The following is a 17,690-nucleotide window of genomic DNA, read 5'->3' on the forward strand; positions in this document are numbered from 1 at the left end:
CTCAGGCCCTCGCTTGCGCCAGCACCGCGCCGAGCGTGCGCTCGACCAGCGGCAGCTTGAATGCATTCTCCCTGGTGGCCCTGGCGCCATCGAGCAGCGCCGCCGCCGCGGGTTTGGCGCCGCGCGACAGCTCCGCCTCCGCCTCTTCCACTCGCCACGGCTTGGGTGCGACGCCACCGAGCGCTACGCGGCCGGACCCGTCGCGCTGCACGATCGCCGCCACGGAGACCAAGGCAAATGCATAGGAGGCCCGGTCGCGAACCTTGCGATAGATTTGGGTGCCGCCGACCGGCTTCGGCAAAGTGACCGCTGTGATCAGCTCGCCCTTCTCCAGCGCCGTTTCGATATGCGGAGTGTCGCCGGGCAGCCGATGGAGATCTGCGATCGCCATCGTTCCTGTCGACCCGTCCGGTTTGACCGTCTCGACCCGGGCATCGAGGACGCGCATCGCGACCGCCATGTCGGAAGGATGGGTGGCAATGCAGGCGTCGCTGACGCCGATCACGCCGAGCTGGCGGCTGAAGCCGCCCAGGGCGGAGCAACCGCTTCCGGGCCGTCGCTTGTTGCAGGGCTGGGCAGGGTCGTAGAAATAGGGGCAGCGTGTCCGCTGGAGGAGGTTTCCGGCGGTCGTGGCACGGTTCCGTAGTTGCCCGGAGGCACCGGCCAGCAGGGCCCGCGACAGAACGCCATAGTCGCGACGGACCCGCTCGTCTGCAGCAAGAGCGGTATTGCGAACGAGGGCGCCGATGCGCAATCCACCCTCGGCCGTCGGCTCGATCCTATCGAGCTTCAGCGGGTTGACGTCGATGAGATGGGTCGGGGTCTCGATCTGCAGCTTCATCAGGTCGAGCAGGTTGGTCCCGCCCGCGATGAATTTCGCTTCCGGCCTGCCCGCCGCAGCGGCGGCCGCCGCCTTTGGCGTTTCAGCCCGTTCATAGGTGAAGGCTCTCATGCGCGCCTCCCCGAAACCTCGAGCATAGCCTCGACAATGTTCGAATATGCTCCACAGCGGCAGATATTGCCGCTCATGCGCTCGCGGATTTCCGCCTCCGACACCTGTGCCGGCGCGTTCAGATCCGAGGTCACGTGGCTCGGGATCCCCGACTCGATCTCTTCGAGCATGGCCACGCCCGAGCAGATTTGGCCGGGCGTGCAATAGCCGCACTGGAAGCCGTCATGCTTCACGAATGCGGCCTGCATCGGATGAAGCCGATCGATGCTCCCCAGGCCTTCGATGGTCGTGATCCTGGCTTCTGGATGCATCACCGCCAGCGTCAGGCACGCGTTTATCCGGTGGCCGTCGACGATCACCGTGCAGGCTCCACACTGGCCGTGATCGCACCCCTTCTTGGTTCCAGTGAGGTGAAGATGCTCCCGTAAGGCGTCGAGCAGCGTGGTCCGGGTGTCGAGCTCGAGCGTCCGGACGTCGCCGTTCACCTCGAACGCCACCCTGGCCATCGCCGGTTGGCCGATCGGCGCAGGCTGGGCGCGCGGCGATCCGGGAAGGGAGGGCAAGGCCGCACACGCTCCTGCGCCGGCCATGAGGTCGCGCCTGTTCAATGGGAATCCTCCTGGAGTTGGCATATCCGCCTCCGCTGGTTGCAGATGCACCCGGCCGATCCGCCGCGCTGCGATGCATGGCGAGAAGAACCGGCGAAGCGGCGCCTAGTTCATTCCGGTTCTAAAATACCGCTCGCGCGAATTCGCCAGCCGCAGCGATATGCTCCGATCAAGCAGCAGGGAGCCGGTTCAAGCGAAGAGCTATTCCGGCCGCCGAGAAAGTCACGATGGCGCTGACCAGGAATGCTGCCTGTATTCCGGCTTTGCCCGCAATCCAACCCAACGCCGGACTTCCGGCTGCCATCGCAATATCAAGAAAGACCGTGTAAATTCCCATGGTCAGTCCGCGGCTTTCCGCCGAACTGCCGCGGACGGCTTCCACGCCGACTCGAGCAAAAGACAGGCTCGTCGCAGACCCCTTTGAATCGAGCGCCGACAACAAGTCCTGATCGCCGCGAAATCACGCATGGCAACGCCGCGATCGTGGCCCGGTAATCCGCCCAGGTCGCCAGCGGCCGCATGCACCCGCTACAGCGCACCTCACTGTTGGGCATGAGGTCACGGGGAATGCACACGCTTGCCGACCCGCACGCTTCGCACTCGAATCCTTCCTGACGCATCTTACAGTTCCCGGTTTTCGCCAGCCCGGCGGCAACCGCCGCGATCGGATTCCGGAACGATCGGTCGAAGGATCGGTCGAAGGATCGGTTCCCGGGAGTGCCGCTTCACGATGGACGCGGCCGCAAGCGATGGAGGCGTTCGGATGTTCGAGGGGTTCAAGCTGGGTGCGGCTCGGGTCACCGGGGGATCGATCCGGTTTCGCCTGGGCGGCAGCGGCCCGCCGCTCTTGCTGCTGCACGGCCATCCGCGCACCCATACGACATGGCATAAGGTCGCCGAGCACTTGGGGGAGCGCTTTACGCTGGTTTGCCCCGATCTGCCGGGCTTCGGCAGTTCGTTCAAGCCTGCGGACCAGCCGGACCATGCAAACTCGTCGAAGCGCGCAAAGGCGCTCGCCCTCGTCGAGTTGATGAACGGACTCGGCTACGAAACCTTCAGCGTCGCCGGCCATGACAGAGGCTCGTACGTCGCATTTCGCATGGCGATGGACCACCCCGGTCGCGTTAGCAAGCTGGCCGTTCTGGATGGCGTCCCAATCCTGGAGGCGTTGGAGCGTTGTCGCGAGGAGTTTGCCCGCCGCTGGTGGCACTGGTTCTTCTACGCCCAGCCGGAGAAGCCCGAGCGCGCGATCGGAGCCGACCCACTGGCTTGGTATGGCGGCTGCGCCGAAACGATGGCGCAAGAGAACTTTACGGACTTTGCCCGCGCCGTTTCGGACCCGAGCACCATTCACACGATGCTCGAGGATTACCGGGCGGGCCTAACCGTCGACGTCGAGCACGATCGCGAGGACCTCGCCGATGGACGCAAACTTCAGTGTCCGCTCCTGGTTCTCTGGTCGGAACGAGATGATCTGCCGGACCTTTATGATGATGTCGTAGGGGTCTGGAAGCGATGGGCCGACGACATTCGCGGCGCATCGATCCCGAGCGGACATCATATGGCGGAGGAAGCCCCCGAGGCGCTCGCGCACGCTCTCGATGCGTTTTTCCGCGCCCCTGAGCAGTTTGCAGGTCGGGTGTGACTACCGCAGAAATTGCCGGACGATCTCCCTCAGGAATCTCGGCAGCTCCTCGAAGGCGTAGGGCGCATAAACGCGCTCCAGCCTTTGATGGAATTCGCGTCCCCATGGCCCGATGTTGACGACAGGAAACACAAGCGCATCCGCACCCGCCCGGTCGACGAGCGAAGCGATCGGGGTGTTGGCCGCGATCAGGTCTCGTTCGGCTTCCGGCGGCCGGTGACCGAGGAAGCTCATATCCGAGATGCCGGTGAAATACTCGCGGTACTTGATTGGCGGACGCGGACGCCCCGTTTCCTCCTGAGCCCGGCGCGCCGCTTCGATCGCGGCGGCAAAACCAGCATGGTCGTCCACTCTCGCCAGATGGGTGGCGGGATACACGAGGCTGCTGAGCCCGTAGACGATGGCAGGGCCAACCAAGCCGGCTTCCGTGACCATCGCACTGACGACCGCGCGCGTCTGCGCCAAGGGATCGTCTGAATCCAGCCAGGCAGTCTCGATAGCGCGAACCCTGGCCAAGGCGTCGAGACCGCTGACACGCTCGATACGTTCCAGTAGATCCGCCGCCGAAATGACTGCGGCACTGGGGGCGGCTGGCTCCCGGGTCCGGAGCATCGTCGCGTAGCTTTGCGCTTGACGGTTGAAATTCTCAATGGCCTCGATTGCTGCGGCGCGGACCTTCTGTTCAAAGAGGTCGAGCAGCTCCGGTGCCGTCCACTTGTGCGAAAGCCAGTTGAAGCCGAGCCAGACCCGCTCAGGCGTGGTCACCTCGTAGCCGCCCCGCAAATCCTTGGCCTCGAGACAGATCGGTGGTGGAGATACTTCGCCCTCGCCCGTGTCGCACAGCGCGGGGTTAGCTTCCACGGCCCTGACGATCTCCGACGCAATCAACTGCGCGCTCACGCCCTCGAACGGATAGGCCGCATGCGAGGAATGCCCGATGATAAGAGCAAACGGCAGCGCCTTGCCGATGGTCCCTCGATAGATCGCGCGACCTTCATCGCCGTCTCCTTGGTCGCTCGTCGCATCCAGGTTGATGCCCGCCTGGATATCGAGGCCGAACTCGCGGGCGATGCCGGGAAGCGCGTCCCGAAGGCTTCTCATGCCCCTGGAGCCTCTCTCCTCATCGGGCGTCGCGATGAGAAGTAGATTCCCTGACCGATCCAGTTCCGCGGCGAAGGACTCCAGGACGGCGATGCCGGCGGCAATCCCGCTCTTCATGTCGAGCATGCCCCGCCCCGGCAGAAACGCGCCGCTGTCGAAGTCCTCCAAGGCTCGTTGCTCGACGAGGTTCAACGGCCTGCTCTTGAGGTCCGCGATCAAAGCCGCCAGGAGTTCATCCGGCTTGAAGGCCAGCGGCCCGAGCTCGCGATAGTTCTCGATCGAAACGACGTCATAGTGCCCGGCCAGCGCCAGCGTCCGCGCTCCTTTCCCTCGAACGAGGGCAACCACGCTCCGGGTCATCGGATCGCCATGGCTGTCGACAAGGCGGACCTGATCCGGATGATCGCGGAAATAGGGCAGTTCGCGCAGGAGGCCAGCCAGCCTCTCTCCAAACACTGCTTCGCCGGGAGTTCCGGTTTCGCTCCCCCAGCCGACCAGTCGACACGAAAGTTCTCGAACGCGGGGTCCGAACTCCGGCTTCAGATCGTGTTCCACGGCGATGTTTCCTCCACGGCAGAGCTCGGCGCGACGTTACGCGATCTCTCATTCTGGAAGAACGACGTGTTCGTTCGATATGAAGCTGATACTGTCGAAATCGACAGATCAACTGCCTGAATCGGCAACTCGATGGACGACCTCGACCACCGCCTGATCGCTGAACTTCGGGTCAATGCCCGATCCACGGTTCCGACATTGGCCAAGCTTCTCGGCGTCGCCCGCGGCACCGTTCAAACCCGGATGGATCGCTTGCTCGCGAGCGGGATCATTGCCGGGTTCACGGTGCGGCTGAAGGAGATGGAATCCACCGATCGAATACGCGGTGTCATGATGATCGAGTTGGAGGGGCGCAACGTGAAGAGCGTTGTAGCGGCCTTGCGGAAGAACCCGGGATTTTCAGGGCTTCATACTACGAACGGTCTGTGGGACCTCGTAGCGGAAATCGAGGTCGCGGACATGCCCGCGTTCAACCGGCTGGTGAGCGGCATCAGGATTATGGAAGGCATCTCGAAATCCGAAACGCACATCCTCCTGGGTCCAGCGTAGCAAGCAGGGCTCATTGCTGGGAGTGGCGCGAGTGGCGGCAGCTCGAGCACGGGCGCTCGATATGAGGAGGAAGCAGTCAGGATCACTGTTGGGTGCCCTTTTCCTGTTTCACCCCGACCGATCGAGCTCACGCGCTAGCGTGGCCGTTTTTGATCCTCAATGTTCCGGTAGGAACATTGGAGCTCTAGATCAGTTGTGGAGACGGCTGGGATATATGTCTGGAGAATTCTAATATGCGTAAAATGCTCGTCGCCCTCGCTGTTACCTCGACGATCTTCGGAGGTAGCATGGCCTATGCTCAGACTGCGACGACTACTGCGCGTGAAGTCTATATCAAGGCGCAGCCGACGGACGTTCTCAGCAGCAATCTCATTGGCCTGAACGTTCAGAATAACGCCAAGGACAACGTCGGTGAGATCAAGGATCTCGTCGTTTCCAATGGCAGCCTGTCCGGGCTGATCCTTTCGGTGGGTGGCTTCCTCGGTATCGGCGAGCGCTACGTCGTCGTCGCGCCGCCCGCGGTGAAGGTCGTCTACTCCGAGAACGACAAGAAGTGGTCCGCGACCATGGACACGACCAAGGATGCCCTGAAGGCCGCGCCGGAGTTCAAGTACGAAGGCCGCTGGAAGCGCTAACGCGCCGTTCGCCTTTATCCGCAACTCAAGACTGATGGAGGTCCCGATGGACTGGAATCGCGTCGAAGGAAACTGGAAGCAGCTCAAGGGCAAGGTCAAGGAGCAGTGGGGCAAGCTGACCGATGACGATCTCGACGTCATCGCCGGCAAGCGCGATCAGCTCGAAGGCAAGATCCAGGAGCGTTACGGCATCGAGAAGGACAAGGTGAAGACTGACGTCGACACCTGGTACAATCGCCAGACATGGTGATCACCGACGGCTGAGCCCCTCGCTGCCCAGCGTATGCTCGCCGCGTGAGGAAGCCCGGCCCTTTCCAGTGGGCCGGGCTTTCGCGCGTTAAGGGCCGGGCATTGTGTTGAGAGCCTGTGAAACGGTGAAAGCTCTGGCGCACCCAAGCCTATGCCGGCAGAAGATCGACCATCACCGGCGCGTGGTCGCTCGTGTGCTCCCAGCCTCGCGGCGACCGTCGGACCTCCGCGGATTTCAACCGCGGCGCCAGGGTAGGGCTAAGCAGGAGGTGGTCGAGGCGAAGGCCGGCGTCACGTTCGAACGAGTTCCGCCAGTACTTCCAGAACGTGTAGATGCGCTCTCTCGGGTGAAGGTGCCTGACGGCGTCCGTCCAACCCTAATTGATCAAGTCGGCAAAGGCGTTTCTGACTTCTGGACGAAAGAGGGCGTCATCTCGCCACCGTTCGGGGGCGTAAACGTCGAGCTCCGTTGGCATGACATTAAAATCGCCTACGAGCGCGATCGGCACACCGTACGAGAGAAGCTCGTCTGCATGGCTTAGTAGCCGGTCGAACCAGCGGAGCTTGTATTCGAATTTGGGGCCGGGGGCGGGATTCCCATTGGGAAGATAGAGGCAGCCAATTAGTACGCCGTTGACCGCCGCCTCGATATAGCGGCTATGGCTGTCGTCAGGATCCCCCGGTAATCCTCGGCGCGCCAGGACCGGCGGTCCGCCCCTTGCGAGGATCGCGACGCCATTCCAGCTCTTCTGACCGTGCCAAACCGCCGCGTAGCCGGCTTCCTGCAGCTCGCGCTCGGGAAAGCGGTCGTCTGAGCATTTAAGCTCTTGCAGGCACACGACATCAGGATGGTCCTGCTTCAGCCACCGGAGCAGAACAGGCAACCGGCCATTGATGCCATTCACATTATAGGTCGCGATCTTCAACGAAGGCTCCTCCAACACGCTTGTCAGAGGTGCTCGCGCAGGAATGCTTGCGTCCTCGCGATCGCGTCGGGCCAGCTCGCCAGAGACAGGCCATGTCCTTCGCCGGGATAGATATGGCTCTGGACAGAGCCCCCATTGCTCTTGACCAGTCTCTCGATGGCTTCGGCGTTGGACACTGGCACCACTCGGTCAGCATCCCCATGCAGAATAAGCGTAGGGGGCAGCGAAGCTCGCTCCAGGCCCGGCGGCAGAAATCCGAAGAAGTCGACAACGGCTTTGATCCTGCGATCGCGCGCCGCCAGAGCCAAGGCCAATGCGCCGCCAAGCGAAAAGCCGACAACGGCGAAACGGGCCTGCTGATCGCCCGTGATCGTCTCGATCGCTTCCAGCCAGACCGGAAACTTGCTTTTGATTTCGCCGTAGCGGGCCCGCTGATCGCCGGTGGCCTCGAAGTACCGCGGGTGCAGGACATTGTAGCCAGCTCCCGCGATCATGTTCGCGGCAAACTGATATCGGCCACTATTCGTCAGACCGTCCGAACCATAGAGGAGGATGACGCTGCCTCCGGAAACGCTCGGACCGAAGCGGTCGACTGCGACGCTCGCCTGAGCGGGGCCAGCGACGATGGTCGCGCCGGCTCCAGCAACGAAATGGCGTCGGTCCATTACTCGGCCGCCTCCGACCATCTCTCCTTGGCTTCAGCGGCCGGGACGATCAGCTTGATCGTATCGTCATCGAGCGCAACGACGAGCGCCAGGTCGAGGTAATGATGGGCTCCTCCCGACTCGGGATCATTCTTCTTCAGCTTGATAAGCTGGCCACTCAAAGAATCGACGGTTCCGACATGTCCTTCGTCGGAGCCGATGACACGCTGGCCTTCCTTGATTTGCTCTACGAACATCATGCGTTGCTCTCCTTCCGAACGTCATGGAACGGCAACGGACCGTCTGGCACCGAAGTTCCACTGTGCCGACGTGGCGAAGACACATAGAAGGAGAGCTAGCGACGGCACAGCGGGTCGATTTCGCGCGCTTCGTCACATGTCAGCCGAGAGGCAAGACCGCCATTCGCGAACATCAAGTGATGCTGGTCTTCGCCCAGAGGCGGAGCATCGGACCCTCATCCCCCAGAACCGGGTCCTTGGGTGGATAGCTCAAGAGGGCAATCCTCTGTTTCATCGCAGGCGACGCCTCCTCACGAACGATATCTCCAGCCTGGCCGGGCGGGTATGCGCCGACCACGAGGAAATCTTCACTCTGCTTGAGCCGCCGATGCCCAGTCCCCGCGGGCAGCACCAGGATGTCGCCATCTTCCACCCTGATCTCACGGCCGCCATCTCCGCCAAGAACCAGTTCGGCCGCTCCGGTTGCTATACCGAGAACCTCATGCCCTTCCGCGTGATAGTGCTCGAAATCGTAAATCCCATCTCGCCACTGTGGCGGCCATCCGTTGTCTTGAAAGCGCTTTTCCATGAACGTGGCGAGGTCACCGATCGCCGCAGGATCGAACGCCTTTTCGTAGATGAGGACCGGCAACCTGAGATTATTCGGAACGAAGCCCCGCGGTTCGAAATGCAAGGCGGTCACCGTAACCCGGGTCATGGCAGCATCTCCAGAGAAGCAAGAAGCCTCCTGAACTCCGATGTGCCAACGGGCGTTCCCGCGTCAGCTGGCCCTAGCTAGGGGCCGATCGCGGAAAGCAGCGGGTGCCATGACGACACCTAGCTGCCTGTCGATCGGGAGGTGAGGTTGTGGGCATCGGCTTCGGAAAGACCAGGCGTTGATTTGGCGATCGGCGAGCTGCCACGGAACGAGGGTGGGGGCGCAGCGTTCAGTCTCCACTCCGTCAAACGGCCGAGGAGGCATCCATGGAGAATAAAGAGCACAACCCTGCAGTTGAGAGCCTGCGCCAGGAACAGAAAACTCAGCGCAGGGAGGAGCGAGAACTGACCCCTGATCAGAAGCTGGAGAGGGCACTGAAGGATACCTTTCCGGCGAGCGACCCTGTTGCCGAGCAGGTTCCGATCACGCCGGGTGCGACAGAGGAAACGAAATGATCCGGGCTGCATTCTCCAGTTTGGCGGGGGCCTGGATCGCTCGAAACGTCGAGCGAGGCGAAATCCCCGAGAGATTTGCTGTTCCATTGACGCTACTGGCAATCAGACTGCCCACGCCGGTGATCCTTGCTGGGGCGGTCGGATACAGCTTGTATCGGCTCAATCTGGAAGCGCGGGCTTCGCGCGCAAGGGATATTTCGCCGAAGGCTGGCTCAGAAGGGACTGCGCGCAGCTCGACCTCTCGGCCGCGTCGAAATCGCAGAACGTCACGCAAACCTGCCGAAAAAGAGTTTGCGGATGTTTAAGCTGTTTTTCGAGATGTCGATGCTTGCATTCGAGGCGCAGCAGGTCATGTGGCTGCGCGGGATTGAATTAACGAAGGGTGGTTCGGCCGCGCAACGAGAGGCCGTGAGGATGGTCGACGAAAAAGCCACGGTAGGTCAGCAGGCCGTTTTGAAGGCCGCAACGGGCACGGCACCGATAGCTATTGTTCGTGGGTTTCGGCGCAAGGTGCGGGCAAACGCTCGTCGCTTGTCGGATAAGCGGCTGCGATGAACTGGATCGCGGTCGTTGGCACATTTGCGGCGCTGTGTTCGACAATCAGTTTCGTGCCTCAGGCTTGGCGGATCGTCAGGACGCGCGATACCCGGGCAATATCTCCGGTGACATACGGCTTCACCGTCACGGGTTTTGCTCTATGGACCGCTTACGGCCTGGGCCTGGGTGAATGGCCTCTCATTCTAACGAATAGCATCTGCTTCGCTATTTCCGCTTTCATCCTCATGATGACGCTCCTACCCCGTAAACAGAAGGACGCCGTAGCGGATCAAATCGATCCGTCCTCCTCACAGCTGGCATGCTGGGCCAACCAGCGCCGCCAGCTCCAGCCGGCGGCCCGATGATCTAGGGATGTCGTGTGCGGGCTTCTGCAAGAAACCGCTGAATCGCCTTGTTGGCCATCTCTCTGGTGTCCTGCGTGCCCAACGCTACAGAGGCGATGACAAACTTCATGCGCTGGCTTTGCCGCTCGCGATCATCCGGCGGCACACCTTGCTCAACATAGCTCCACGCTGTTTCCCATGCTGACGTCGCCCGTGCGATCGCATCGGCATCCTCCAGAATGGCGAAGGGGTTCGGCTCAGTAGATCGGAGCATGAGGTTATAAGTCCCAAACCTGAGAGGCGTACCAAGCCAGTATTGCCACCGCCATCATCCCAACTGCGACGAAAACCGGCTCATCCATGGCCCGCTCCGAAACCCGCAGGCATTTACGCACGAGGCTAAAAAAGGTTCCGAAACTGGAGGTTGTTACGCGGAAAAGTGCGTTGGAACTTGAGGCGCTCCTGTCGATTAAATTTCGAGATGGGAGAGACGATGGCGGACGACATGACACATCGAAGCCCCCAGAACCGCTCTCAGATCAATCTGAGCGAGGACTACGAGGTTCAGTATTGTACCGACAAGTTGGAGCCGTCGAAGGCTCAGCTTGAATTCGCGTTGCGCGAGGTTGGTGCTTCTGCAGATGCGGTTGAAACCGAGCTTCGCCAGTCGATGCTTGCCAGTGGACCGAAGCAGTGAGTGCGACAATCGAGATTCGCCGCGACGGCGACGAGTGGATCATCGACGATGGATCGACTCGCATTCGTATAACCAAGCCGAGGGTCGGCATCATAGAGCACTTCGTCGATCAGTGGGAGCATAAAAACCGCTCGCGTCCCGACGCGCGGCCGGTGTCGCCCCAACGGCCGCCGCGCCGGGAGGGAGCGTCGTGACAGCGCGAACGCATAGCTACGAGGTTCTCGAAATCACGAAGCTCGTGGTCAGCCCGGACGGAGCCGATGGCGCTGTCATCGCCATGCATTGCGCCGGTGGACAGCGTTTAGAGCTCGTTTTGGCTCCACAACAGCTCGCTCAGCTCGAAGGTCTGCTGGACCGCGCAAATCTGGAGCAGATGGAGCATCAGCAGATTCACTGAACTCATCAACGGAAGAGGGGACCGGCAGCTGCCAGTCCCCTCCTGCGCGGTTTCAGGCGCGACACTGAAGGGGCCACGCATCTTCGGAACGGTAGCGACACCCGTGAAGTTCCTCCGTGACTTGGGCTTTCGAATGGCGACGCAAGGAGCACAGTATGGATCCCTCCGAGCCGATCACGAATGGTTGCGAGCGCGCGCTTCGCATGAATGCGGCTTTCCCCGGTCGCGAGTGGATCGCGACGCTGATGGATTGCTCCGGCTGTTCTCTCGACTATGTCGAATGGCATCACCAGGAGGAAATGGTTCCGCCCCAAGCGATGCTCACGGCAGCGGGGCTACTTCTTGCGAAAGCCGAAGTCGATCGCGACGGAGGGACGCTTTAGCCCGCGGTGTCTCGATGTACAGGATCAGAACATTCGACGACCTCGCCCGAGCGCTAAAGCGCTTTGAAGAACTCTTCGGTGCGGCCGAGGGCTCGGTCGAAGCAAGCGAGCTCCGCGAGATTTCCAAAAGCCTCAGGTCGTTTGAGGACCAAGTTGCTGCCCGGATTGCCGCGAGGAGGTTTGCGAATGGCACGCTATTGGACACCCTGCCTAGCAACTGCCCCCTCCCAGCTAATCTGCCCTAGAAGCGTTCTTTCGGCCTGGCGGAACATGCCTCGCGCCGGCCCGTTCGATCTCCACGAAGACTGATACTCACCTCGGAGAAAAAGATGGGCGAGCTTACCCTCAGCGACATCGCGGAGAAGATGAAGGATATCGACTTCTGTATGCTTACGACCGTGACCGACGGTGGAAGGCTGTCGAGTCGCCCCATGAGCAATAACCGGGACGTCGAATACGACGGTGATTCCTGGTTCTTTGCCTATGACAGCGCCCGGTTCATTCAGGATGTCCAAGCTAACGATCCGGTCGGGCTGACTTTCGCCGGCAACAAGAGCCTGCTTGGCAAACCCGGAATCTTCATCGCGGTCGAAGGCAAGGCCAGTCTGACCAAAGACCGCCTCGCTTTCGAGGAGCACTGGGTCGATGATATGGAACGTTGGTTCCCCAAGGAATCGAGACTCCTGGTATCGTATTGCTGAGAGTGCATGCGTCCCGGGTCCATTATTGGGATGGCGAGGAGGAAGGAGAGGTTGAGATTTGACGGCTTGCGCTGCGTAATCGAGAAAATGGCGCTCCGATGGAGCTCGATTATAACTGTACCGCGCTAGACGGGGCGCAGATCGAAGTCGATGACGTCGCGCAATCTGTTCGTGCAACCAAGGCCCTTTATGGAGCCTGGAGCCTCGGGCGAAATCGAATCGTCTCATCGATCGCAGGATCTGCGAGCACTTGTGTCGCCACGCATAGGGGAGGTCCGCAGCCGCGATAGCTCCGCCTATTGCAGGAATCGAACGGTCGTGCCGGGCCGGGTCAAGAGTGCCAATTCCTCGGCGTCCCAATTGGTGAGCCGGACACAGCCATGCGACGAGGCCTTGCTTATCCGCGAGGGTTCCAGCGTACCATGAATGCCGAAGGTCGGTTTCGATAGTTCGATCCAGATTGTCCCTACTGGGTTGTTGGGTCCCCTTGGAAGCACCAGCCGGCGCTTGTTCTTTCCCTGCTGGAAGTTCTTGACCGGATCGTAGTGATAAGCCGGGTTCTTTACGATCCTCATCACCTGGTAATCGCCCTCCGGCGACGGAGTTTCCTCGCTGCCGATGGTGGCCGGGTATATGGCGATCACCTTTCCGGTCGCATCCAGAGCCCGAACCACCCCGTTCGCTTTATCGGCCTCGATCGACGCTGCTCCATCCCCAGGCCGAGTTCGTCCAATCGAGACAACGTGGAGAGCCTCGTGGCGCCTCCGTAATGCGCCCGCGAGTTCAATGCCCTGAGAAGGCCTTCGCTCATGTGAAATCGTTCGGCAAACATCTCCTGTGCGTTCCGGTAGCCGAGCTGTTTCATCCGCGCTTGTCGAGCGTAGTCGTGAGGAATGCGCCTGACGAACTGGGTTTTGATATCCTCTTTGGTCACCTCGTAACTCGAGATAAGGTCTGTACTGCTATCCCCCTTGAGCGCCCGCCAGGTTGCAGCGTCAATAATCTCGCCATTTCCGAGATTTTCGCGGCGGCGGAACTGGTCGATGGCCTTCCGATAGTTCGCGCCGTCCAGCCCGTCGATCTCTCCGGGAGAAACGCCCTGACGCGCCAGCAGGACCTGAGCCTTGATGATCGACGGGTTGGGGCGCTTTACCTTGCTTTTTATGGCGGCCGGGCGACCGGCTTGGTTCTCATCGTCAGCAGTCAAGGCTTGCGCGGCGGATGGTACCAGCGACACGCATCCATACAACATCGCTGCCGAGAAGAACTTTAGCAGCTTCAAATTGGGTCGCGGCACGGCCCTCACCATCGCTCGATTCGTGCAGCGGCAACGCGATGGCTTGTTCCTGAGTTCCGCGACGGTGCAACCGAGGCCAGCAGCGAGGGCAAAAAGCTGCCGCGGGAAGGTTGGCTACGCCGATTTCGCGGAACTGGTTTCCCGGATGCGACTATGGGATGCGTCAACTCAGTTTGATCAGACATCCCAATACCCGACCTGCTGCGCCTGATCCTCGCAAAAAGGTAAGCTCTTGGCGTGCTCCGACCGAGAAGACCGATAGTTTCGACATCGTCGAACTGATTGAGCCGGTATCGGCGAGGGGCGCAATGCAGTCCGGACTGTAATCTTATTCCAGCGGGTCTGCTATGTAGAAGCCAAAGGCCGAAGCGCAGGCCAGAACGACGCTGATCTCAAGCAAGCCCATGATGTGCTCCTCCCGATGCTGGGCAAGCAACAGCTTCAACCTCGCCATGGTTCCGCCATGTTGCGTTATGCAGGGCGGAAACTCGTCGTTGCGACCCAGGACCCGGAAACAGCCGCGCTTGGTCGGGCGCGATAGACTGGATCCGCGGCAAAGCCTGAACAAGAAAGCCCCGCCAGTCGAGCTGCCGGGGCGAGTTTGGTGCCGAGGTGAAACGAGAGACAGGTGAACGCCGGCTTCGACCGGAGGTTCCGTTCTTCGTGGCTGCTCCGATGCCACCGATAAGACAGACTGGATTTGTGAAGACCATGAACCCGGCGGCCAGTTTCCTGCACTGATAGTAGCGGCGGGAACCTCGGCTTCTTCGCGGCGTTCAATGCCGTCTCGCTCAGGAACGACAATGGTTCAAATCTTGACGCTGTGCCGCATCGATACGGAGTGGGGCTTTCGCGACGTGACGGGTGCCGAGTATGGCCGATCCGACGACATCAAGCACTCTTTCGAAATCGCTCGGCGCATGGCGCAACGTGTGGGTGCGCAAGTCCAGTTCACGCCGGAAGCTGAAAGAGCCTACCGCGATGTGATGGAGGAAGCAGGACAGGGAGCACCCCGCAATATGGTCAAGCCAGCGAAACCAGCCGGCTTCCGGGCACTGGCCGGCCGCCTGGCGAAATGGCGCAAGCGGTAGCTTCGCTGCAACGACAACCAATGCTGAAGCCCGGCTGCCGCCAATCGGGAGCAGCCACAACAACCGCTGCTCGCCTCCAATCGAAGGCAAAAAAGAAAGCCGTCCGGTTGGCCGTATAGGCCTCCCCGATATTGCTCAATGCCGGAATATACGTTGCTGAACGCGAGTGAGGTCTGCGACGAACCGGGCATGTTCGCGCGATCGCACCTCTTCATCCGGAAGACGCAGCAGGAATGAAGGATGGACGGTGGCCAGCAGCGGCGTGCCGTCTTCGAGCGCGAGCTCGCGATCCCGCGCGCTGGCCAGCGAACCGGCATGCCCCGTCAGCGATCGCAGGGCGCTGGCGCCGAGCGCGATGACGAGGCGTGGTTTCACGAACTGCAATTCGAGATCGAGCCAGAAGCGGCAGGCCTTGATCTCCCCGACATTGGGCTTCTCGTGGATGCGGCGCTTGCCGCGCTGCTGAAACTTGAAGTGCTTCACCGCGTTGGTGACATAGGCGCGCGCACGATCGAGACCGGCTTCCTGCATCGCCCGGTCGAAAACCTGCCCTGCGGGCCCGACGAAAGGCCGGCCGGCAAGATCCTCCTGATCTCCGGGCTGTTCGCCGACGAAGACAACGGGTGCATCCAGCGGACCTTCTCCAAAGACCGTCTGCGTGGCGTGACAATGAAGCTCGCAGCGCTTGCAGCGTTGCGCCGCAGCGGCCGCATCCTGCCAGGACGTGATCACGGAATCTTCGGTCGGCAACTCGGGGCGATGCCGAAGCTGCCTGACATGCCGCTCGGGCGGCTGCGTCGGCGCGCGCATCACCATATCCTCTGCTCGCCGGGCGGCGCTCGCGATCAGAGGTACAATCAATTCGGCCTCAGGCAGGTTTCGCCAGTATTTCACCGGCATTTCACTTTTCATCGCCTTCGGCTTCAGGCGGGCCGGATTGAAGATGTTGGCGTAGTAGGTGAGCCAATAGTCTTCCATGGCATCGCCGTCCGGCGCATCGGCCTTGCTGGCGGCTGGACCGTATTGCAAAGCTACCCCGTCCCAGTGCAGCGACCCCTGCGGTGTCAGGATCGACCAGATCATCGCGCCGAAGCGTGCCGTGAAGAAGCTCGCGGCTCGTTCGAGGATGAAATGCTCCGGTTCGAACCAGGCGATGAAGGGGCCGTCCTCGTCCGCGCCCGACACGGCGCGGAACCGGACAAAGGCCGTCATCTTGTGCAGGTCGCGGCGTACCGAGCGGGCCATCGCCTCGGCGCGTGCGACGTCCGCGTCGGCTGCATTGTCGAGCAAGCGCGGCTCCTCCTGCAAACGCAGCAGCAGGCGGTGCAGCAGGACAAAACGGCCCGCGTCCCGATGGCAGATGACGCTTTCGGCAAGCTCGATGAAACGACGAGGTACGGTCAGTGCGGCGCCGGCATCAGCCGGCGCAACGCTTTCAATCGCGAACAATCCGGCATCGTCCTCGGCCGTCAGCCAGGCGACGGCCTCCGGCGGGATGCCGGCCAGCGCCAGCCGACGCGCTTCGCGGCGCCAACCGGCAAAATCGGCAGGCCCGTTCAGCCGGGCGGCGATCACGGGAACAGCGTCAATTGTCGCGGTCGCGGCATCAGCCGGGATCGCAGGTTCTGGGCATCGAGGCCGCTGCCCGGCCGCCAGCCCTCCGCCAGGATGAAATGCCGGATCGTCGCCAGCGATCGAGTCAGCCGACCGACATCTTCCAGCCTGAGCCGGCGGAACCGTCGCGAGGCCAGGATGCGATCGACACTGCGCGTACCCAGACCCGGAACCCGCAGCAGGGTTTCGCGATCGGCCCGGTTCACGTCGACGGGGAAGCGGCCGCGCTCGCGCAATGCCCAGGCGAGCTTGGGATCGATATCGAGATCGAGCATCTCGCCATGCCCGAGGATTTCCTCGGTCTCGAAACCATAGAAGCGCGTCAGCCAGTCGGCCTGATAAAGCCGGTGCTCGCGCATCAGCGGCGGCGGCTGGAGCGGCAACTGGCTGGAAGCATCGGGGATCGGGCTGAAGGCCGAGTAATAGACGCGTTTCAGGCCGAAGCTGCCATAGAGCCAGGCGCTGCGCTTCAGGATCGCGGAATCGCTCGCGCCATCGGCGCCGACGATCATCTGCGTGCTCTGCCCCGCCGGGGAGAAGGCCGGAGCCTTGGTGCTCTTGTCGCGTTCCTCGCGCGCCTCATCGATCTTCAGCTTGAGGCCACCCATCGCGCTCTTGATCTCGCCCGCCTGTTTCTCGGGAGCGAAGCGTGCGAGCGCCGCCTCGCTCGGCAATTCGACATTGATCGACACCCGGTCTGCGAAAAGCCCCGCGCGCTCGATCAGGTCGCGGCTCGCGCCCGGGATGAGCTTGAGATGGATATAGCCGCGGAACCGGTGCTGCCGGCGCAGCGTTTCGGCCACTCGAACCAGTTCCGCCATCGTGTAATCGGCCGAGCGGATGATGCCCGAGGACAGGAAGAGGCCTTCGATATAATTGCGGCGGTAGAAATTCAGGGTCAGCGCGACGACTTCCTCGACCGAGAAGCGGGCGCGGCGGACATTGCTCGACGAGCGGTTGATGCAGAAGACGCAGTCGAAGCTGCAGAAATTCGTGAGCAGGATCTTGAGCAGCGAGATGCAGCGGCCGTCCGGCGCATAGGAATGGCAGATCCCGGAACCGGTGGTCGAACCCAGGCCTTTCCCGTCGCGCGAATCCCGCTTCGTGGTGCTGCTCGACGCGCAGGAAGCGTCGTATTTCGCGGCGTCGCTGAGGATTTCGAGCTTCTCCAGGGCCGTGAGCTGTGCCATCGCCGTTCCTTTTGTTCACTCTATGTTCTTAAGGCGATTTTGGCCCGGTTTCAAGCCGATCCGTTGGATAAGAATGCTGGGCGGATCGAGGCGACAGGGAAATCCGCAATGAAAACAGCGCCGATTCCGTCGATATCGGGTTATAGCAATGCTGATGCGGAAC

The 17,690-nt window shown here is 61.6% G+C and carries 24 protein-coding genes and 3 pseudogenes; 12 read left to right on the forward strand and 15 right to left on the reverse strand.

Features of this window, described 5'->3' with window-relative positions:
- Nucleotide 1: 1 nt before the first annotated feature.
- From ASE61_RS07635 to ASE61_RS26330, 3 genes are all read right to left on the reverse strand, one after another.
- Complete coding sequence (locus tag ASE61_RS07635) at nt 2–952, reverse strand: FAD binding domain-containing protein (RefSeq protein ID WP_061966302.1); 951 nt, start codon at nt 950–952, stop codon at nt 2–4.
- Nucleotides 949–1,542, reverse strand: coding sequence for an aldehyde dehydrogenase iron-sulfur subunit PaoA (gene paoA, locus ASE61_RS07640; protein ID WP_061966390.1), 594 nt, complete (start codon nt 1,540–1,542; stop codon nt 949–951). The genes ASE61_RS07635 and paoA overlap by 4 nt, the downstream gene beginning before the upstream one ends.
- A gap of 187 nt (nt 1,543–1,729) precedes the next feature.
- A complete protein-coding gene (locus ASE61_RS26330) occupies nt 1,730–2,002 on the reverse strand; it encodes a hypothetical protein (RefSeq protein WP_156407011.1) in 273 nt (90 codons plus the stop codon).
- Nucleotides 2,003–2,323: 321 nt separating this feature from the next.
- Between ASE61_RS26330 and ASE61_RS07645 the strand changes: the two genes are divergently transcribed.
- Nucleotides 2,324–3,205, forward strand: coding sequence for an alpha/beta fold hydrolase (locus ASE61_RS07645; protein ID WP_061966303.1), 882 nt, complete (start codon nt 2,324–2,326; stop codon nt 3,203–3,205).
- Nucleotides 3,206–3,234: 29 nt separating this feature from the next.
- Here the strand turns inward: ASE61_RS07645 and ASE61_RS27545 are convergent, their stop codons facing one another.
- Nucleotides 3,235–3,345, reverse strand: coding sequence for a hypothetical protein (locus ASE61_RS27545; protein WP_413813528.1), 111 nt, complete (start codon nt 3,343–3,345; stop codon nt 3,235–3,237).
- Nucleotides 3,346–3,439: 94 nt separating this feature from the next.
- Nucleotides 3,440–4,666 (reverse strand): annotated as a pseudogene (locus tag ASE61_RS07650) (M20/M25/M40 family metallo-hydrolase); the annotation flags it as partial.
- A 327-nt stretch (nt 4,667–4,993) separates the two neighbouring features.
- On the opposite strand from ASE61_RS07650, the gene ASE61_RS07655 reads away from it, so the two are divergent.
- The 3 genes from ASE61_RS07655 (at nt 4,994) to ASE61_RS07665 (ending at nt 6,295) form a co-directional block, all read left to right on the forward strand.
- Complete coding sequence (locus ASE61_RS07655) at nt 4,994–5,410, forward strand: Lrp/AsnC family transcriptional regulator (protein ID WP_061966305.1); 417 nt, start codon at nt 4,994–4,996, stop codon at nt 5,408–5,410.
- 233 nt (nt 5,411–5,643) lie between these two features.
- Nucleotides 5,644–6,045 (forward strand): PRC-barrel domain-containing protein, encoded by a 402-nt coding sequence (locus tag ASE61_RS07660; protein ID WP_061966306.1) that lies wholly within the window; start codon nt 5,644–5,646, stop codon nt 6,043–6,045.
- A 46-nt stretch (nt 6,046–6,091) separates the two neighbouring features.
- Nucleotides 6,092–6,295, forward strand: a complete 204-nt coding sequence (locus ASE61_RS07665; protein ID WP_061966307.1) for a CsbD family protein — start codon at nt 6,092–6,094, stop codon at nt 6,293–6,295.
- Nucleotides 6,296–6,443: 148 nt separating this feature from the next.
- Here the strand turns inward: ASE61_RS07665 and xth are convergent.
- The 4 genes and pseudogenes from xth to ASE61_RS07685 form a co-directional block, all read right to left on the reverse strand.
- Nucleotides 6,444–7,220 (reverse strand): annotated as a pseudogene (gene xth, locus ASE61_RS07670) (exodeoxyribonuclease III).
- A gap of 23 nt (nt 7,221–7,243) precedes the next feature.
- A complete protein-coding gene (locus ASE61_RS07675) occupies nt 7,244–7,885 on the reverse strand; it encodes a dienelactone hydrolase family protein (RefSeq protein ID WP_061966308.1) in 642 nt (213 codons plus the stop codon).
- On the reverse strand, nt 7,885–8,124 hold the full coding sequence (locus ASE61_RS07680) for a DUF2171 domain-containing protein (RefSeq protein ID WP_061966309.1): 240 nt from the start codon (nt 8,122–8,124) through the stop codon (nt 7,885–7,887). Before ASE61_RS07680 ends, ASE61_RS07675 begins: the two co-directional genes overlap by 1 nt.
- 172 nt (nt 8,125–8,296) lie before the next feature.
- The gene (locus tag ASE61_RS07685; protein ID WP_061966310.1) at nt 8,297–8,821 is read right to left on the reverse strand and encodes a cupin; all 525 of its coding nucleotides are present in this window, start codon (nt 8,819–8,821) and stop codon (nt 8,297–8,299) included.
- Nucleotides 8,822–9,087: 266 nt separating this feature from the next.
- Between ASE61_RS07685 and ASE61_RS07690 the strand changes: the two genes are divergently transcribed.
- The 3 genes from ASE61_RS07690 to ASE61_RS07700 all read left to right on the forward strand — a co-directional run bounded on the left by ASE61_RS07690 (nt 9,088) and on the right by ASE61_RS07700 (nt 10,178).
- Nucleotides 9,088–9,276, forward strand: coding sequence for a hypothetical protein (locus ASE61_RS07690; protein WP_061966311.1), 189 nt, complete (start codon nt 9,088–9,090; stop codon nt 9,274–9,276).
- A gap of 297 nt (nt 9,277–9,573) precedes the next feature.
- Entirely contained in the window at nt 9,574–9,831 is a 258-nt protein-coding gene (locus tag ASE61_RS07695) for a hypothetical protein (RefSeq protein ID WP_061966312.1), read from the forward strand.
- The gene (locus tag ASE61_RS07700) at nt 9,828–10,178 is read left to right on the forward strand and encodes a SemiSWEET family sugar transporter (RefSeq protein ID WP_061966313.1); all 351 of its coding nucleotides are present in this window, start codon (nt 9,828–9,830) and stop codon (nt 10,176–10,178) included. Before ASE61_RS07695 ends, ASE61_RS07700 begins: the two co-directional genes overlap by 4 nt.
- 1 nt (nt 10,179) lies before the next feature.
- On the opposite strand, the gene ASE61_RS07705 is transcribed toward ASE61_RS07700, so the two are convergent.
- Nucleotides 10,180–10,431, reverse strand: coding sequence for a hypothetical protein (locus tag ASE61_RS07705; protein ID WP_061966314.1), 252 nt, complete (start codon nt 10,429–10,431; stop codon nt 10,180–10,182).
- A 219-nt stretch (nt 10,432–10,650) separates the two neighbouring features.
- Between ASE61_RS07705 and ASE61_RS07710 the strand changes: the two genes are divergently transcribed.
- The 4 genes and pseudogenes from ASE61_RS07710 to ASE61_RS07725 all read left to right on the forward strand — a co-directional run bounded on the left by ASE61_RS07710 (nt 10,651) and on the right by ASE61_RS07725 (nt 12,397).
- Complete coding sequence (locus ASE61_RS07710) at nt 10,651–10,854, forward strand: DUF3606 domain-containing protein (RefSeq protein ID WP_061966391.1); 204 nt, start codon at nt 10,651–10,653, stop codon at nt 10,852–10,854.
- Nucleotides 10,855–11,044: 190 nt separating this feature from the next.
- Nucleotides 11,045–11,251 (forward strand): hypothetical protein, encoded by a 207-nt coding sequence (locus ASE61_RS26335; protein WP_156407012.1) that lies wholly within the window; start codon nt 11,045–11,047, stop codon nt 11,249–11,251.
- Nucleotides 11,252–11,406: 155 nt separating this feature from the next.
- On the forward strand, nt 11,407–11,634 hold the full coding sequence (locus ASE61_RS07715; protein ID WP_061966315.1) for a hypothetical protein: 228 nt from the start codon (nt 11,407–11,409) through the stop codon (nt 11,632–11,634).
- Nucleotides 11,635–11,963: 329 nt separating this feature from the next.
- Nucleotides 11,964–12,397 (forward strand): annotated as a pseudogene (locus ASE61_RS07725) (pyridoxamine 5'-phosphate oxidase family protein).
- 234 nt (nt 12,398–12,631) lie between these two features.
- Here the strand turns inward: ASE61_RS07725 and ASE61_RS07730 are convergent.
- From ASE61_RS07730 to ASE61_RS27380, 3 genes are all read right to left on the reverse strand, one after another.
- Nucleotides 12,632–12,979, reverse strand: coding sequence for a L,D-transpeptidase (locus tag ASE61_RS07730; RefSeq protein WP_061966317.1), 348 nt, complete (start codon nt 12,977–12,979; stop codon nt 12,632–12,634).
- Nucleotides 12,976–13,644, reverse strand: a complete 669-nt coding sequence (locus tag ASE61_RS26775; protein ID WP_061966318.1) for a peptidoglycan-binding protein — start codon at nt 13,642–13,644, stop codon at nt 12,976–12,978. Before ASE61_RS26775 ends, ASE61_RS07730 begins: the two co-directional genes overlap by 4 nt.
- 316 nt (nt 13,645–13,960) lie before the next feature.
- Nucleotides 13,961–14,086, reverse strand: coding sequence for a hypothetical protein (locus ASE61_RS27380; RefSeq protein ID WP_274532850.1), 126 nt, complete (start codon nt 14,084–14,086; stop codon nt 13,961–13,963).
- Nucleotides 14,087–14,435: 349 nt separating this feature from the next.
- Between ASE61_RS27380 and ASE61_RS07740 the strand changes: the two genes are divergently transcribed.
- Nucleotides 14,436–14,723: a hypothetical protein gene (locus tag ASE61_RS07740; protein WP_061966319.1), complete on the forward strand. Its 288-nt coding sequence runs from the start codon at nt 14,436–14,438 to the stop codon at nt 14,721–14,723.
- Nucleotides 14,724–14,858: 135 nt separating this feature from the next.
- Here ASE61_RS07740 and ASE61_RS07745 read toward each other — a convergent pair whose 3' ends face one another.
- A complete protein-coding gene (locus tag ASE61_RS07745) occupies nt 14,859–16,298 on the reverse strand; it encodes a UdgX family uracil-DNA binding protein (protein WP_061966320.1) in 1,440 nt (479 codons plus the stop codon).
- On the reverse strand, nt 16,295–17,527 hold the full coding sequence (locus ASE61_RS07750) for a putative DNA modification/repair radical SAM protein (protein WP_061966321.1): 1,233 nt from the start codon (nt 17,525–17,527) through the stop codon (nt 16,295–16,297). The genes ASE61_RS07745 and ASE61_RS07750 overlap by 4 nt, the downstream gene beginning before the upstream one ends.
- Between the last annotated feature and the right edge of the window lie 163 nt (nt 17,528–17,690).

The sequence above is a fragment of the Allobosea sp. Root670 genome (assembly GCF_001429415.1).
In the GTDB taxonomy this organism is placed as follows: Bacteria; Pseudomonadota; Alphaproteobacteria; order Rhizobiales; family Beijerinckiaceae; genus Allobosea; species Allobosea robiniae.

Bases quoted from the DNA above. Each gene is read 5' to 3' on its own strand.
- ASE61_RS07695 (WP_061966312.1), top strand. From the start codon at position 9,574: ATGTTTAAGCTGTTTTTCGAGATGTCGATGCTTGCATTCGAGGCGCAG.
- ASE61_RS07645 (WP_061966303.1), top strand. From the start codon at position 2,324: ATGTTCGAGGGGTTCAAGCTGGGTGCGGCTCGGGTCACCGGGGGATCG.
- ASE61_RS07690 (WP_061966311.1), top strand. From the start codon at position 9,088: ATGGAGAATAAAGAGCACAACCCTGCAGTTGAGAGCCTGCGCCAGGAA.
- ASE61_RS07740 (WP_061966319.1), top strand. From the start codon at position 14,436: ATGGTTCAAATCTTGACGCTGTGCCGCATCGATACGGAGTGGGGCTTT.
- ASE61_RS07710 (WP_061966391.1), top strand. From the start codon at position 10,651: ATGGCGGACGACATGACACATCGAAGCCCCCAGAACCGCTCTCAGATC.
- ASE61_RS07635 (WP_061966302.1), bottom strand. From the start codon at position 952: ATGAGAGCCTTCACCTATGAACGGGCTGAAACGCCAAAGGCGGCGGCC.
- ASE61_RS07750 (WP_061966321.1), bottom strand. From the start codon at position 17,527: ATGGCACAGCTCACGGCCCTGGAGAAGCTCGAAATCCTCAGCGACGCC.
- paoA (WP_061966390.1), bottom strand. From the start codon at position 1,542: ATGGCCGGCGCAGGAGCGTGTGCGGCCTTGCCCTCCCTTCCCGGATCG.
- ASE61_RS07680 (WP_061966309.1), bottom strand. From the start codon at position 8,124: ATGATGTTCGTAGAGCAAATCAAGGAAGGCCAGCGTGTCATCGGCTCC.
- ASE61_RS07655 (WP_061966305.1), top strand. From the start codon at position 4,994: ATGGACGACCTCGACCACCGCCTGATCGCTGAACTTCGGGTCAATGCC.
- ASE61_RS27380 (WP_274532850.1), bottom strand. From the start codon at position 14,086: ATGGCGAGGTTGAAGCTGTTGCTTGCCCAGCATCGGGAGGAGCACATC.
- ASE61_RS27545 (WP_413813528.1), bottom strand. From the start codon at position 3,345: ATGCGCTTGTGTTTCCTGTCGTCAACATCGGGCCATGGGGACGCGAAT.
- ASE61_RS07665 (WP_061966307.1), top strand. From the start codon at position 6,092: ATGGACTGGAATCGCGTCGAAGGAAACTGGAAGCAGCTCAAGGGCAAG.
- ASE61_RS07660 (WP_061966306.1), top strand. From the start codon at position 5,644: ATGCGTAAAATGCTCGTCGCCCTCGCTGTTACCTCGACGATCTTCGGA.
- ASE61_RS07685 (WP_061966310.1), bottom strand. From the start codon at position 8,821: ATGACCCGGGTTACGGTGACCGCCTTGCATTTCGAACCGCGGGGCTTC.
- ASE61_RS07700 (WP_061966313.1), top strand. From the start codon at position 9,828: ATGAACTGGATCGCGGTCGTTGGCACATTTGCGGCGCTGTGTTCGACA.
- ASE61_RS07705 (WP_061966314.1), bottom strand. From the start codon at position 10,431: ATGCTCCGATCTACTGAGCCGAACCCCTTCGCCATTCTGGAGGATGCC.
- ASE61_RS26775 (WP_061966318.1), bottom strand. From the start codon at position 13,644: ATGGTGAGGGCCGTGCCGCGACCCAATTTGAAGCTGCTAAAGTTCTTC.
- ASE61_RS07715 (WP_061966315.1), top strand. From the start codon at position 11,407: ATGGATCCCTCCGAGCCGATCACGAATGGTTGCGAGCGCGCGCTTCGC.
- ASE61_RS07675 (WP_061966308.1), bottom strand. From the start codon at position 7,885: ATGGACCGACGCCATTTCGTTGCTGGAGCCGGCGCGACCATCGTCGCT.